The sequence below is a fragment of the Actinoplanes sp. CA-051413 genome (assembly GCF_050955795.1).
Classification (GTDB): Bacteria; Actinomycetota; Actinomycetes; order Mycobacteriales; family Micromonosporaceae; genus Actinoplanes.
Genome location: NZ_CP192100.1, coordinates 8,758,553 through 8,772,972 on the forward strand (window position 1 = coordinate 8,758,553; position 14,420 = coordinate 8,772,972).

The following is a 14,420-nucleotide window of genomic DNA, read 5'->3' on the forward strand; positions in this document are numbered from 1 at the left end:
CTCAGCCACCCGACTTGCCGGACTTGCCGGACGTGCCACTGCCACCCTTGCCCACGACGCTGGTCTTGACCGTGCCGTTGCTGATCCGGCCGGACGACGGCAGCCCGAACGACGAGCGCGCGGCCCGGTCGTTGTAGGCGAACTTGCTGCCGCCCGCGGGCAGCCGGTAGCCGGGCCGGTATCCGGAGCCGTAGCTCGACGAGTGCCAGATGAAGAACGGCACGAAACCCACACCGCCGCCGTTGTTGTTGTCGTCGTCGTCGCAGTTGTCCTCGTCCACGACGGTGCCGTTGGCGTCGGCGCAGTAGAACGCCTCGTCCTGGGTGTCGTCGTTGTCGCAGGCGGCCACCCCTCCCGCGGCCAGCAGCAGGAAAGTGCTGGTCAACGACACGCTACGGGAGCTCATCCTTCGGTTCACTGTCGGCTTCTCCACCCTTCGACCCGTCCGGCCCGCTCCATCATGTGTAGCTCGCCGGATCAAGCCATGACGGCTAGTCGCGAGGACCGCCGGCCACGTAGATCACCTGGCCGGAGACGAATCCCGCTCCTTCACTGACCAGGAAGGATACGGTGTTCGCCACGTCTTCGGGACGGCCCGCCCGGCCGACCGGGATCTGACCGATCGCCGCCTTCTGAAAGTCCGCGAAGTCGACGCCGACCCGGGCCGCGGTGGCGGCGGTCATATCGGTCACGATGAAACCGGGCGCGACCGCGTTGGCCGTGACGCCGAAGCGACCCAGCTCGATGGCCAGCGTCTTGGTGAAGCCCTGGAGGCCGGCCTTGGCCGCGGCGTAGTTGGCCTGGCCCCGGTTGCCCAGCGCCGACGTGCTGGACAGGCAGACGATGCGACCCCACTGGGCGTCGACCATGTGCTTCTGCACGGCCCGGCTGAACAGGAACGCGCCGCGCAGGTGGACCGCCATCACGGTCTCCCAGTCGTCGTCGCTCATCTTGAACAGCAGGTTGTCGCGCAGCACGCCGGCGTTGTTGACCAGCACCGTGGGCGCGCCGAGCTCGGCGGTGACCCGCTCGACGGCGGCGGCGACCTGGACGGCGTCCGAGACGTCGGCGCCGACGGCGAGGGCGGTGCCGCCGGCGTCGTGGATCGCGGTCACCGTGTTCGCGCAGGCTCCCTCGTCGAGGTCGACGACCGCCACGGACAGGCCGTCGGCGGCGAGCTTGCGCGCGGTCGCCTCGCCGATGCCACGTGCGGCCCCGGTCACGATCGCTACCCGACTCGGCTGGGTCATTGCTGGCCTCCCGCTTGATCTGTTACGCAGTCGGCCGACTCTAACCCAGCTGTTACCCGCGGGTTACCTGGTGGGGTCATCTTTCTGCATCAAGGATGCAAATTTACGGTCACGGCTTCCGGCACAGCCGGATCCAGCGGTAGCCGTAACCCGCCACCTTGAGCTGGTCGAACTTGCCGGGCTCCGGATACTCCTGGTCGGCGAGCACGTCGTTGGGGAAGTCAGCCTCCGGGTACAGGCTGCTGAGGTCCACCACGCCGTCCTCCTCGGCCAGGTTGTGCAGGAAGAGCATGGTGCCGGTGGAGTCGTCCGCGCGGTGCACGAGCAGTCCCGCCGGGCCGGGCACGTCCACGTGGGTGCAGCTCCCGCTGCCGACCTCCGGCGCCTCTTTGAGGGTCCGGATCATCCGCTCGAACCACGACAGCAGCGACTTCGGGTCGTGCCGTTGCAGGGTGGCGTTGACCTTCTCGTAGCCGTACTCGCCGCCGGTGATCACCGGGCGCACGAGCTGGTCGGCCTTGGCGGTGGAGAAGCCGCCGTTGGCGGCCATGTTCCACTGCATCGGGGTACGGATCGCGTCGCGCCCCTTCTGGGTGAGGTCGTCACCCATGCCGAGCTCCTCGCCGTACCGCAGCACCGGCGTGCCCCGCAGGCTGAACTGCAGCGCGTAGGCCAGCTCGATGCGCCGGCGGTCGCCGCCCAGCATCGAGGCCAGCCGGCGGCGGATGCCCCGGCCGTAGAGCTGCATGTCCTCGTCCGGGCCGAACTGGGCGAACACCTCGGTGCGCTGCTCGGCGGTGAGCCGGGACAGGTCGACCTCGTCGTGGTTGCGCAAGAAGGTGGCCCACTGACCGCCGACCGGCAGCTGCGGCGTGTCGCGCAGCGCGTCGATGATCGCTTCCGGGTTGCGCCGGGCCAGCGAGAGCATCAGCCGGCCGTTGAGCATGAAGTCGAACAGCATGTGGATCCGGTTGGCCGAGCCGCCGCCGTCGCCGAAGAAGTCCTTGAGCTGCTCGGGCTCGACATTGGCCTCGGCCAGCAGCACGGCGTCGCCCTGGCGCCACTGCACGTGCTGGCGCAGCTCGCTGAGGAACGCCATGTCCTTGGGCGAGTTCGGGTTGCCCGGCTCGGTCTCCTCGATGATGAACGGCACCGCGTCCATCCGGAACCCGGAGACGCCCAGCTGCAGCCAGAACGCGCAGATCTTCTTGATCTCCTCGCGGACCTCGGGGTTCTTGATGTTGAGGTCGGGCTGGAACTTGTAGAACCGGTGGTAGTACCAGAGCTTCGCGGTGCGGTCGTAGGTCCACGTCTCGGCCTGCTCACCGGGGAACACCATGCCCTGGTGCCGGTCCTCGGGCTGGGTCTCGGCCCAGACGTACCAGTCCCGGTACGGCGAGTCCGGCGACGAACGCGCCGAGGTGAACCACGGGTGCTGGTCGGAGGTGTGGTTCACGACCAGGTCGATGATGACCCGGATGCCCCGGTCGCGGGCCTGGTGCACCAGCTCGGTGAAGTCGCCGAGGCTGCCCAGGCGCGGGTCGACGTTGTAGAAGTCGGCCACGTCGTAGCCGTCGTCGCGGTTCGGCGTCGGGTGGACCGGGTTCAGCCACAGACAGGTGATGCCGAGGCGGGCCAGATAGTCCAGCCGCCCGATCATGCCCTTGATGTCGCCGACCCCGTCGCCGTTGGAGTCGGCGAACGTGTCGATGTCGGCGCAGTAAATGACGGCCTTCTCATACCACCGGTCGCTCATGCCCCCTTACTTGTCCCCGGCTCCGCTTCAGGAAACTTCGGGCCCACGTCAGGGGCCGGACCTTCTCCAGCGCCAGGAAGCTGGTGATCGCGGCGAGGTGCGGGGCGAACGAGATGGTGATGGTGGCGAACGTGACCAGATGGAACGAGTAGAAGAACGCCACCGCGTGGTTGCGCCAGCGCGGCCGCAGGAAGAAGATCGCCGGGCTGGCCAGCTCGAACGCCACGATCCCGAACTGCGCGAGGATCAGCAGGTACGGCACGCCGGCGATCAGGTCGGCCAGGTCCGTGCCGCGGCGGATGATGGCCCGGGCCAGCACCGAGCTCGTCACCCAGTCGATGCCGCCGAAACGCAGCTTGGCCCAGGCCGCCAGGAAGTACGTGCACACCACCGCGATCTGGGTGACCCGCAACGCCCAGCCGCCGGCCTCGGTGCTGCGGGGATCGCCGTGCCGGGCCCGCCCCACGGTCGGCAGCACGGCCAGCGCGACCAGCAGACCGACCCGGTCGTGGTCGACCTTGCCGTAGCTCATCGCGATGACCATCCACTCGAAGTAGAGCGCGAAGACGGTCCAGCCGAGCAGCCGGGGAGCCCGCCCGGTGGCCGCGGCCAGCGCGACCACGAGCAGCACCCAGAAGATGCCGTGCACCAGCAGCGGGGTCGGGGTGGGCAGGTGCAGCAGCCGGCCGACCAGCAGCGGTTTGTACAGATCACCGGGCGTGCTGGCGTGGTGGCGGACCCAGGGCGTGAAGATCACCAGGTCGGCCGCGACGAAGAGGTAGATCAGCGTGCGGAACGCGGCGACCCGGCCCAGCGGGACCGGCTCGGTCAGCCAGCGGGTCAGCCGGTTCACGGTGCACTCCAGGTGGCGATGATCTCGTCCCGGCTGGTGCCGGTGGGCCGGGAGTCCTCGATGCCCTCCCAGCGGATGACGATCCGTACGGTGCGCAATGGCGCGGCCCCGGGGCTCTTCTCCTCGTAAGCCGTGGCGATCTGCCGCAGCCGGGCCGGGTCGTCGATGTAGGCCTGCTGCTGGCCCTCGATCTCGGCCCGCCGCAGCCCGCTGTTGGCCTCGGTCAGCACCACCGTGCGCCCGGTGGTGTCGACACCCTCGACCCGGGTGTCCGGCGCGTCGGCGTTCGGATCGGGTGCGGTGGAATACATCCGGAACGGCCCGAACGGGAAGTCGTCGTCCTGCCCCCAGAAGGTGCCCAGGAGCAGCAGCACCAGCCCGGCCACCGTCACCGCGACCCGGGTCGTCCGCCCGCGCGTACTCAACGTTTCCATCGCGCCGGGACACTACCGCCGCCGCGCCACCCCGGACCATCCCGGCACGACGCGGCGGCCTCGTTCATACGGACGGCGACCCCGTCCGGCTCCGCGGGCCCGGCGGCCGCCACCCGGCCGGCACCAGCGGCAGCGTCATGCGGCCGGCTGCGGCGTCCGGGTGACCGTGACCTTGACGCCCTCCCGCAGGTGCAGCACGACGGCCGCCAGGGCGAAGGCCAGCAACGGGATGCCGGCCATCATCAGGACGTCGACCACGACGATGCCGGGCGTCACGGACCGCGCGAGGGTGATGTCGATCGCCTGCTCGAGCTGGTGCTGCGCCACCGGCACAGCCAGCAGGGGCGCGAGCAGCACCAGAAGTCGGCGCCGGATCCCGGCGGGGATCCGCTGCAGGCCCGCCAGCAGCAACGCGCCGGCCGCGACGAGCAGGACGTCGGTGACGGTGACCAGGCCGAGGATCTGCGGCGGCGTTGGCCACCACGGCAGCAGGAGGGCGCGCACCGCGGCCAGGACCAAACCGGCGGCGAGCATGACGCTGCCACGCCGGCCCAGGATCACAACGGCCGGGCGGCCCCGCCGGGACAGCACCAGCAACGCCACCGTCAGCAACGCCGCGACCAGCGCCCAGGACATCCGGACCGCGCGGAACTCCTGGCTCGGCAGCCACACCGCGACGGCGGTGATCTCGACGAGCACCGCCACGACCGCCAGCGCCATCGCCGTACGCCGGGCGGCGAGCAGCACGGCCACCACGACCACGAGCCACGCCACCGAGCGGGCGGCCACGTCGATCAGCAGGCCACCGTCCACGCCGAAGGCGCGCATCGGATCGCCGGACTCCCGTGCGTACAGCAGGCCGAGGATCAGCCGGCGGCCGGCGACGGCCGCGAGCAGCACCGCACTGAGCAGGGCGGCGACCGCGGCGGCATCGCGCCAGGCGGAGGTGCGCATGCTTTGCGCGCCGCGGCCGAGGCGCGCGAGGAGGCCGGCCCGGAGCAGGTCGACGGCCTCACCCAGGGCGGGTCTGCGCTGCCCGGGTGAAGCGCCCTCCATCAGCACGGTCACCATCTCCTCCTCGTAGGCGTGGCGGTGCGCCGGCGGATAGATCGCCAGCAGGCGGCGGTACCGGATCTCGAGCGGTGCGGTCACGCGGGCGCCCCTCCCAGGTCGTGCCGGGCGCGCAGCCGGCCCTCGGCCAGAGTGGCCTGCTGGCGCAGGCGGCTGCTCTCGGCGGCCAGCCGCTTCTCCCCGACCCCCGTGAGCCGGTAGTAGCGGCGCAGCCGGGACTGCACGACCTCCTCGCGGTCGACCTCGATGAGGCCGTCGGTGCGCAGCCGGTCGAGCGCGGCGTAGAGGGTGCCCGCTCGCAGCCGGACCCGGCCGTCGGTCATCCGGGCCACGTCCTCGATCACGGCGTAACCGTGCTGGGGACCCGAGGCCAGCGCGGTGAGCACCAGGAAGGTCGGCTCGCGCATGGGTGTGTCGGTCATGGCGGCAGCATATACCGATGACAGGTATATACGGCAAGCGGTTTGTACTTTGGAAGCCGGGTAAGCATCGAGGACCGAGACGAAGGAGCGCCGGATGAGCGTGCCGTACTACCTGGCCGCGGAGACCGAGCCCAGTCAGCTGGGTGGCCTGACCGGCTGGGTGGCATCGGTCATCGAGTCGCTCGGCGAGCTGGGCGTGGGCCTGCTCGTGGCCCTGGAAAACCTGATCCCGCCCATCCCCAGCGAGATCGTGCTGTCCATGGCCGGCTATCTGGCCAGCTCGGGCCGGGTCAACCTGGTGCTGGTGGGCATCGCCGCCACCGCGGGCTCGGTGCTGGGCGCCCTGGCGCTCTACTGGCTCGGCTACGCGCTGGGTGAGGAGCGGCTGCGCCGCTGGTTGGACCGCATCCCGCTGGTCGACGCCGACGACCTCAACCTGGCCGACCGCTGGTTCGAGCGGCACGAGAAGGGCGCGGTCTTCTTCGGCCGGATGGCTCCGGTGGTCCGCAGCCTGGTGTCCATCCCGGCCGGCGCCAACCACATGAAGCTGGGCATGTTCACCCTGCTCACCACCCTCGGCAGCGGACTGTGGAACTGCCTGTTCATCGGCGGTGGCTACGCCCTGGGCTCACGGTGGCAGCAGCTGGAGAAGTACAGCAGCTGGTTCGACTACGCGATCATGGCGTTCTTCGCGGTGGCGATCGGCAGCTGGGTGCTCAAGAAGGTGCGCAAACGGCGACGCGCGACCGCGGATCGGTGAGATCCACGGCCGCGCGCCAGGGGAGAAACGGTGGCTAGAAGCCCGCGCTGATCTTGGTGAAGGCCCAGTCGGACTGCGCGATGCCACTGCAGTCGGAGACCACGCCGCCACCGGCGCAGCCGCGGTCCCGGTTGACCGCCCAGAAGGTGAACCGGGCGAGGTTGTTGTTCCTCGCGTAGTCGCGGATCCGGGTCCACGTGTCGGTGCTGGTCAGCTCCTGCTGGTCGGACAGGCCGTTCATGCCGGAGATGCCCAGGTGCGAGTACGCCTGCGCGTCGCTCCAGCCGAAGGTGGTCTTGAGCAGGTTCTTCAGGCCCTCGGAGGCGCCGACCGTGCTGCCGTACATGTCAGCGCCGCCGCCGAAGTCGAACGGCATCTGGGTGAAGATGTCGATGTTCGCGCCGAGCGCCTTGGCCTGCTGCACCAGCCGGGTGCCGTAGTAGTTCGGACCGGTCGGCGAGGTGCCGAAGGTGAGGATCGTCTTCACCGAGGGGTTCTTCTGCTTGACGATCTTGAGGGCGCCGAGGATGCGGTCCTGCACCACGGTGTTCTCGAACTCGTCACTGTTCTCGATGTCGATGTCGATCGCCTTCAGGCCGAACGTGTCGATCACCTTCTGGTACGCGCCGGCGAGCGCTTCCGGGGTGGCGCAGTTCGGGCCGAGCTTGTTGCCGCTCCAGCCGCCGATCGACGGGACGACACTGCCGCCGGCCGCCTTGATCGCGTTGATGGTGCTCTCGTGCGAGCCGCCGGTCAGGCCACCCTCGCCGTCCCAGACCGGGTTGCAGCCGTTGGCCAGCACGAACGCGATGGTGAAGGCCTTGATGCCGGTGGCGTTCATGACCGTCGACGGCGCCGGCGGGTTGCCCCAGCCGGGGTAGATGTACGGCGCGGACGCCATCTTGGTGCCGGTCGCCGGCGGGGTGGTCGGCCCGGTCGGGGGCGTGGTCGGCGGGGTCGTGGGGTCGACCACGCCGCCACAGGCGCCCTTGTCGGCCCAGACGCCCCACTGCCCGCTGGCCGTCGGGACCTCGCCCTGCGTCCACCACTTGGCGGTGTAGTTCTTCGCCTGGTACGAGACGGTGTTGTCCTTGAGGTAGACCGCCGAGGAACTCCAGGCCGGAGCACAGGCGACAGCCGCCGAGGCGCCCGGCGCGAGCAGGACGGTGGTGCCGACCCCGGCCGCGGCCAGGACCACCGCGAGCGCGGCGGCGTACTTCTTCTTCAGTTTCATGGGGGGATCTCTCCAGTGGGGGAATCTGGTGATCAGGGCAGGGTGGACAGGTGCGGCTTGATGGTGTTGGCCCAGCCGTTGCCGGCGGTGACGTCCCAGTTGATCGACCAGGTCATCGCGCCGCGGATACCGGGATAGGTGCGCGGCGGGCGGAACGAGCCGCAGTTGGTGCCGCGGGCCAGGCAGTCGAGGGCCTGGTTGACCACGGACGGCGAGACGTAGCCGCCGCCGGCCGCGCTGGTGGTCGCCGGCAGGCCGAGCGCCACCTGGTCGGGACGCAGCCCGGCCTCGAGCTGGATGCAGGCCAGCGCGACCAGGAAGTTGACCGTGCCCTGGCCGTACGCGGCGTTCTGGTCGCAGCCGAGCATCGCGCCGGAGTTGTAGTACTGGGTGTGGACGACCGTGAGGATGTCCTTGATGTCGAGCGCGAGCTTGAAGTAGGACCCGGCCGGGTTCTGCATGTCGATGGTCTGCGGCGCCATCGTGATGATCAGGTTGGCGCCCGCCTTGGCGCGCAGGCTGCGCAGCGCCTGACCCATGTAGGTCGGGTTGAGCCCGTTCTCCAGGTCGATGTCGACGCCGTCGAAGCCGTACGTCTGCATCAGCGAGAAGACCGAGTTGGCGAAGTTGGTCGCCGCGCCCGCGTCGCTGACGCTGACCGAGCCCTTCTCACCGCCGACCGAGATGATGACCTTCTTGCCGCGCGAGTGCAGCGTCGCGATGTCGGCCTTGAACTGCTCGTTGGTGTAGCCGCCGACCGAGGCGGAGAGCCCGGCGTCGATGGTGAAGGAGACCGCGCCCGGGGTGCTCGTGGCGTCCGCGAAGGCCACCGCGACCAGGTCGTAGGTGCTCGGCACGGCGGCGAGCTTGAGCTCGTTGGCCGGGTTGTCGAAGTTCTGCCAGTAGCCGGTGATGAAGTGCGCCGGCAGCGTGCCGTTGCTCGGCGGCACCGTGGTGGGCGGCGTCGTCGGCGGCGTGGTGGGCGGGGTCGTGGGTGGGGTGGTCGGCGGGGTCGTGGCCGGCGGGGTGGTCGGCGTCGTCCCGCCACCGCAGGCTCCCTTGTCGGCCCAGACGCCCCACTGCCCGCTGGCGGTGGGGACCTCGTTGGTGGTCCACCACTTCGCGGTGTAGTTCTTCGACTGGTACGAGACGGAGTTGTCCTTGACGTAGATCGCCGAGGAGCTCCACGCCGGGGCACAGGCGGTGGCCGCGCTCGCGGAAGATCCTATGTAGACAGCGGAGCCGGCGGCCGCGAGGGCGGCGGACACGGCGAGGACCAGGGATCGGCGCATGGGGGTGGGCCTTCCACGTCGAACAGTTAGGTTCATTGATTATTAGGACTGTTAACAGAACTAGTCCAGACCCCCGGCACCTTAAAGTTCTTTAAGGTGCGCGGGCCGGCGGCGCTGGTCACGCCCCCGGCCCTTATGCGTACGTATTGAACGAAGTCGCTACCTGCGGAACTGGATCCAGTTCACGTTGACGAAGTCGGCCGGCTGCCCACTGGTGAAGGTCAGGAAAACCGTGTGCCGCCCGGACACGTTGGCCACGTTGGCCGGCACCGACCGCCAGGACTGCCACCCGCCGGTGTTGGCGAGCGCGAAACTGCCGATCGGCGCGTTGCTGCGGCTGTCGACCCGGACCTCGACGAGGCCACTGACGCCGCCCGCCGCCCCGGAGGAGACCCGGCCCACGAAGTCGCGTACCCCGCCGGTGCCGAAGTCGACGTTGTCGAACTGGAGCCAGTCACCGTTGCTGATGGCGCCGACGTTCTGACCGCCCTCGGACGACGTCTCCTTGATGACCGACGACGCGGCGTTGTACGACTCGGCCTCGATCTGCCCGTACGCGTCGCGCACGCCACCGGCCGGCGGCGTCGTGGGCGGCGTGGTCGGCGGGGTGGTCGGCGGCGTGGTGCCACCCGAACCCGAGCGGTACACGGCCACGTAGTCGACCAGCATCGGCACACCCGACCGGGTCGCCGCGGTGGGCCCGCCACCGAACGCGGCCGGGAAGCCGCCGCCCATCGCCACGTTCAGGATGATGAACACGCCGCGGTGAGTGGCGTTGTTCCACGTCGTGGCGTCCATCTGGTTCGCGCTGACCTGGTGGTACTGCGCGCCGTCGAGGTAGAAGCGCAGCTGCTCCGGGGAGACGCTGCGGTCGTACTCGACCGCGTACGTGTGGAAGGCGGTGCCGCAGGTCGGGCAGGACTTCTCGCCGCTGCCCAGGCCGGTGGTCTCGTTGCAGGGACCGCCCGGGTTGACGCCGCAGTGCAGGGCCGAGAAGACCGAGGGCCGGCCGTTGATCGACTCCATGATGTCCCACTCGCCGATGCTCGGCCAGTTGGTCGCGCCGACCGGCCGGGCCGCGTCACCCAGGGTCCAGAACGCCGGCCAGTAGCCGGCGGCCTCCGCCCCCGTGACGTTCGGCTGCTGGAGCCGCCCCTCGATGCGCAGCTTGCCGCCGGCCGGCGCGGCGAAGTCGGTGCGCTGGGTCTCCACCCGGCCGGAGGTCCAGTTGCCGGCCGCGTCGCGGATCGGCTTGATCGCCAGGTTGCCGTTGCCGTCCTGGTAGACGTTCTGCGTCGAGTCGGTCATCCGCTCGACCTCGCCGGTGCCCCAGTTCGCCGCGCCGCCGGGGTAGCCGGTGCCGATGTCGTAGATCCAGTTGCTGCGGTTCAGCCCGGTGCCCGCGGCGCCGGTGAAGTCGTCGCTGAAGATCAGGCTCATGCCCGAGGGGGCGGGCGGTACGGCCGCGTCGGCCTGCGCCACGAAGACAGCCGAGGCGCCTCCGGCGATCACGACAGCGGCGGCAGCGAGCAACCGCCGGCGCCACTTGTTCGGGGTGCTTCTCATGACAACGGCCTTTCGGGGGGATGGGGATGAACTGCTGAGAGCGCTCTCTGGAAGTTTCCAGGGTGTTACGGAAGCTTGTCAATATGCATGACTACCGATTGGTTACCGGTGCCGGACGCCGCCAGATCGCCTGTTCAAGCGCGGTCCAGGCGGCCGACGTGACCAGATAGAGGCCACCGGCGAGCGGCAGCCAGGCCACCATCACCACCGTCAGGAACGGCAGCGCGGACATGATCCGGGGCAGCAGGGTCGCGCCGGGCTGGGCCGGATCGGCCGGGGCCGGCTGCAACCGCCGGGTACGCCGCGAGGACCACCACGCCAGCGCGGTGGCCAGCGCCAGCAGCACGGCGAAGACCGGCAGACCGGCCGCCAGGTGCGCGGTCAGCGGCACGCCGAACAGGTGGCCGCCGAGCACCCCGGTGGGCGTACCGGCACCGGGCTGCACCAGGTGGTACATCAACATGAAGAACGGCGCCTGGGCCAGCGCGGGCAGCATCGCGGCGAACGGGCCGGCGCCGTTCGCGCGTTGCAGGGCGAGCGTCTCGGTGGCGAGCAGCACCGGATCGTCGCGGTGCCGCTCCCGCAGTGCCGCGAGCTCGGGCGCCAGCGCGGCGCCGCGCCGGGCGGAACGTGCCTGCAACCAGGTGAGCGGGCTGATCAGCAGCCGGACGGCGACGGTGAACAGGACGATGGCCAGCGCGGCGGAGAGCCCGCCGGTGGCCGGGGTCAGGAGGGTGGCGAGACCCTCGAGGGCGGAGTGCGCGACACCGACGACGGCATCGAGCGCAGCGGAAAAGGACATGGGCGTACCCCTGCGGTCCGAAAGGAAGTAAGGACGCGGAGACGGCCGGCCCAGGCGCGCGTCAGAGCGCGGGGAGCACGACCGCCGGGCACGCCGACGGGGCTCGCGGACGCGGCCGCCCGGCCGCGTCGGGGTCCAGCAGGCGGGGCAGCCGCCGGCGCAGGGCCCGCACGGCCAGGCCGACGCCGGCCGAGGCGGGACGCAGGGACGGCACCGGGATGACGGCGGCGGCCGCCAGCACCACGATCATCGCGGCCGCGACAGCCGCCAGACCCAGCATCAGCTGGGTGGACGACCCGGGCGCGGGGCTCTGCAGGGCGGCGAACACCCAGAACCCCAGCAGCAGCATGCCTCGAACGCTACGCGCGCGGCGCAACCTTCGTTTTCCGGAGACCGCGGCCGGGTAATTTGCGGTCATGGCAACTTCGGAGAGCGCGGCGACGGCAACAACGATCTCCGAGGAGATGGCCGACGAGGCGGAAGCCCAGGGACTCCTCACGCTCGGCGTGGAGGAGGAGTATCTGCTCGTCGACGCCACCGAGGCCCGCGCGGTCGACCGCGTCGAGGAGGTGTTCGACCACCTCGGCGACGACATCCGCGACTCGGTGCAGCACGAGTTCGTGCGCAGCCAGATCGAGACGGCCAGTCCGCCCCAGCTGGAACTGCGCGATCTCTTCGAGTCGATGACCCGGCTGCGGTCCGGGCTGGCCGCCGCGACCGAACGCGCCGGCGCCCGGCTGGTCGCGGTCGGCGCGAGCCCCGCGGCCGGGGAGCACTCCCGGGTCGTCGACAAGCCCCGCTACCACCGGATGCGCGAGCGTTTCGGCGATCTCTCCCCCGGCGGCGGCCTCAACGGCATGCACGTGCACGTCAGCGTCCCCGACCCGGAGACCGGCGTGCAGGTGCTCAACCACCTGCGGCCCTGGCTGCCGATCTTCCAGGCCGCGACGGCGAACTCGCCGTTCTTCGACGGCCGCGACACCGGGTACGCGAGCTGGCGCTCGATGCTCTGGGAGCGCTGGCCCACGGTCGGCCCGACGCCGTACCTGGAGTCCCACGAGCAGTACGAGACGATGATCTCGGACCTGGTCGCGAGCGGCGCGATGCTCGACGAGGGAATGCTCTACTGGTACGCCCGGCTGTCGGCGAACTACCCGACCGTGGAGATCCGGATGGGCGACGTCTGCCCCACCCCGGACGACGCGATGCTGCTGGCGGCGCTCGCCCGCGCGCTGGTCGCGACCCTGCTGCGGGAGGTCGAGGACGGCCGGAGAGCGCCGAACGTGCCGCACCCGCTGCTGATGGCCGCGCACTGGCGCGCCGCGCACGACGGGCTGGAAGGCCTCAACATCGACATGGCCACCCGGGAGCCGCGGCCGGCCTGGAAACTGATGCGCCAGCTCTTCGACTACGTACGCCCGGAGCTCGAACGCCACGGCGACCTGGAGATGACCACTGTCCTGCTGGGACGGCTGCGCGCACACGGCACCGGCGCGGCCCGGCAGCGGGCGTTGCTGGCCCAGGGTGGTGGCTCGGTCGAGGCCGTCGTGGACTGGCTGGCGGCCACCACCCGGGGCGAGCGGTGAAACTCGTCGTCGTCGGCGGGGACGCGGCCGGGATGTCCGCGGCGTCGCAGGCCCGCAAGCGGCTGGGGCCTGACGAACTGGAGATCGTGGCGTTCGAGCGGGGGCACTTCACGTCGTACTCGGCGTGCGGGATCCCGTACTGGATCGGCGGTGCGGTCAAGGACCGGGACGCGCTGATCGCCCGTACGCCGCAGGAGTTCCGCGACGTCGGCATCAGCGTGCACACCCGCCACGAGGTCGTCGGCATCGACCTGGCCGCCCGCGAGGTCGTGGCCCGCGACCTCGACGGCGACGGCGAACGCCGGGAGAGCTACGACCACCTGGTGTACGCGACCGGCGCAGTGCCGGTGACGCCGGACTGGGCCCGGATCGACGGCGAGGGCGTCTTCGGCGTGCAGACGCTGGACGACGGCGCGGCCATCCACGCCTGGCTCGACCGCGAGCCGCAGCCGCGCACCGCGGTCGTGATCGGCGGCGGTTACGTGGGCGTGGAGATGGCCGAGGCGATGGTCCGGCGCGGGCTGGCCGTGACCCTGCTGGAGAAGTCGGCGCAGCCGATGGCCACGGTCGACCCGGACATGGGCGAGCGGGTCGGCGAGGCCATCCGCGGGCTGGGCATCGAGGTGCGCACCCGGACCCACGTGCAGGGCCTGGAGACCACCGACGGCCGGATCTCCGCGGTGGTCACCCCGCAGGGGACGCTGCCGGCCGACATCGTGGTGCTGGGCCTGGGGGTACGCCCGAACACGGCGCTCGCCGTGCGTTCGGGCATCCCGGTCGGGGTGACCGGCGGGCTCCGCACCGATCTGCGGATGCGGGTCATCGGGCCGCAGGGGCACCTGGACGGGATCTGGGCGGCCGGTGACTGCGTGCAGACCGTGCACCGGGTCAGCGGCCAGCCGGTGCACGTGCCGCTGGGCACCCACGCCAACAAGCAGGGCCGGGTCGCGGGCATCAACATCGGCGGCGGCTACGCGACGTTCCCGGGCGTGATCGGCACCGGGGTGACCAAGGTGTGCGAGCTGGAGGTGGCCCGGACCGGGCTGACCGAGAAAGAAGCCAACGCGGCCGGCTTCGCGTTCGTCACGGCGACGGTCGAGTCGACCAGCCGCGCCGGGTACTACCCCGGCGCCAGCACGATGACGGTGAAGCTGATCGCCGAGAAGCGGACCGGCATGCTGCTCGGCGCGCAGATCGTGGGCCGCGAGGAGGCGGCCAAGCGCATCGACTCACTGGCGATCGCGGTCTGGAACAGCATGACCGTGGAGGAGATGACGGCCCTCGATCTCAGCTACGCACCGCCGTTCTCCCCGGTGTGGGATCCGGTGCTGATCGCCGCGCGCAAGGCGACGGACGCCGTGCACGCGGCGGGGTGATGCTTATCGTCCGATGTG

At 70.7% G+C, this 14,420-nt stretch carries 15 protein-coding genes; 3 read left to right on the top strand and 12 right to left on the bottom strand.

Annotation, left to right across the window (positions count from 1 at the left end):
• Nucleotide 1: 1 nt before the first annotated feature.
• The 7 genes from ACQP2Y_RS41315 to ACQP2Y_RS41345 form a co-directional block, all read right to left on the bottom strand.
• Entirely contained in the window at nt 2–406 is a 405-nt protein-coding gene (locus ACQP2Y_RS41315) for a hypothetical protein (RefSeq protein WP_433721780.1), read from the bottom strand.
• A gap of 85 nt (nt 407–491) precedes the next feature.
• Nucleotides 492–1,250 (bottom strand): 3-oxoacyl-ACP reductase FabG, encoded by a 759-nt coding sequence (gene fabG / locus ACQP2Y_RS41320; RefSeq protein WP_360550397.1) that lies wholly within the window; start codon nt 1,248–1,250, stop codon nt 492–494.
• Nucleotides 1,251–1,359: 109 nt separating this feature from the next.
• The gene (locus tag ACQP2Y_RS41325) at nt 1,360–3,006 is read right to left on the bottom strand and encodes an alpha-amylase family protein (RefSeq protein WP_433721781.1); all 1,647 of its coding nucleotides are present in this window, start codon (nt 3,004–3,006) and stop codon (nt 1,360–1,362) included.
• Nucleotides 2,987–3,850, bottom strand: coding sequence for an MFS transporter permease (locus tag ACQP2Y_RS41330; protein WP_433732276.1), 864 nt, complete (start codon nt 3,848–3,850; stop codon nt 2,987–2,989). The genes ACQP2Y_RS41325 and ACQP2Y_RS41330 overlap by 20 nt, the downstream gene beginning before the upstream one ends.
• Nucleotides 3,851–3,855: 5 nt before the next feature.
• The gene (locus ACQP2Y_RS41335) at nt 3,856–4,293 is read right to left on the bottom strand and encodes a hypothetical protein (RefSeq protein WP_433721782.1); all 438 of its coding nucleotides are present in this window, start codon (nt 4,291–4,293) and stop codon (nt 3,856–3,858) included.
• Nucleotides 4,294–4,428: 135 nt separating this feature from the next.
• Entirely contained in the window at nt 4,429–5,445 is a 1,017-nt protein-coding gene (locus tag ACQP2Y_RS41340; protein WP_433721783.1) for a hypothetical protein, read from the bottom strand.
• Nucleotides 5,442–5,786: a PadR family transcriptional regulator gene (locus ACQP2Y_RS41345; protein ID WP_433721784.1), complete on the bottom strand. Its 345-nt coding sequence runs from the start codon at nt 5,784–5,786 to the stop codon at nt 5,442–5,444. Before ACQP2Y_RS41345 ends, ACQP2Y_RS41340 begins: the two co-directional genes overlap by 4 nt.
• Nucleotides 5,787–5,880: 94 nt before the next feature.
• Here ACQP2Y_RS41345 and ACQP2Y_RS41350 point away from each other — a divergent pair, with 94 nt between their 5' ends.
• Nucleotides 5,881–6,546, top strand: a complete 666-nt coding sequence (locus ACQP2Y_RS41350) for a DedA family protein (protein ID WP_433721785.1) — start codon at nt 5,881–5,883, stop codon at nt 6,544–6,546.
• A 34-nt stretch (nt 6,547–6,580) separates the two neighbouring features.
• On the opposite strand, the gene ACQP2Y_RS41355 is transcribed toward ACQP2Y_RS41350, so the two are convergent.
• From ACQP2Y_RS41355 to ACQP2Y_RS41375, 5 genes are all read right to left on the bottom strand, one after another.
• A complete protein-coding gene (locus ACQP2Y_RS41355; protein ID WP_433721786.1) occupies nt 6,581–7,780 on the bottom strand; it encodes a carbohydrate-binding protein in 1,200 nt (399 codons plus the stop codon).
• A gap of 32 nt (nt 7,781–7,812) precedes the next feature.
• Nucleotides 7,813–9,072, bottom strand: a complete 1,260-nt coding sequence (locus ACQP2Y_RS41360; RefSeq protein WP_433721787.1) for a chitinase — start codon at nt 9,070–9,072, stop codon at nt 7,813–7,815.
• 159 nt (nt 9,073–9,231) lie between these two features.
• Complete coding sequence (locus ACQP2Y_RS41365; RefSeq protein WP_433721788.1) at nt 9,232–10,638, bottom strand: carbohydrate-binding protein; 1,407 nt, start codon at nt 10,636–10,638, stop codon at nt 9,232–9,234.
• A 91-nt stretch (nt 10,639–10,729) separates the two neighbouring features.
• Nucleotides 10,730–11,440 carry a YidC/Oxa1 family membrane protein insertase gene (locus tag ACQP2Y_RS41370; RefSeq protein WP_433721789.1) on the bottom strand — a complete coding sequence of 237 codons (711 nt, stop codon included), beginning with the start codon at nt 11,438–11,440 and terminating at the stop codon, nt 10,730–10,732.
• Between the two features lie 61 nt (nt 11,441–11,501).
• Entirely contained in the window at nt 11,502–11,789 is a 288-nt protein-coding gene (locus ACQP2Y_RS41375; RefSeq protein WP_433721790.1) for a DUF6412 domain-containing protein, read from the bottom strand.
• 115 nt (nt 11,790–11,904) lie between these two features.
• Between ACQP2Y_RS41375 and ACQP2Y_RS41380 the strand changes: the two genes are divergently transcribed.
• Nucleotides 11,905–13,026, top strand: coding sequence for a carboxylate-amine ligase (locus ACQP2Y_RS41380; protein ID WP_433732278.1), 1,122 nt, complete (start codon nt 11,905–11,907; stop codon nt 13,024–13,026).
• A gap of 32 nt (nt 13,027–13,058) precedes the next feature.
• Entirely contained in the window at nt 13,059–14,402 is a 1,344-nt protein-coding gene (locus ACQP2Y_RS41385) for an FAD-dependent oxidoreductase (RefSeq protein ID WP_433732280.1), read from the top strand.
• Nucleotides 14,403–14,420: the final 18 nt, after the last annotated feature.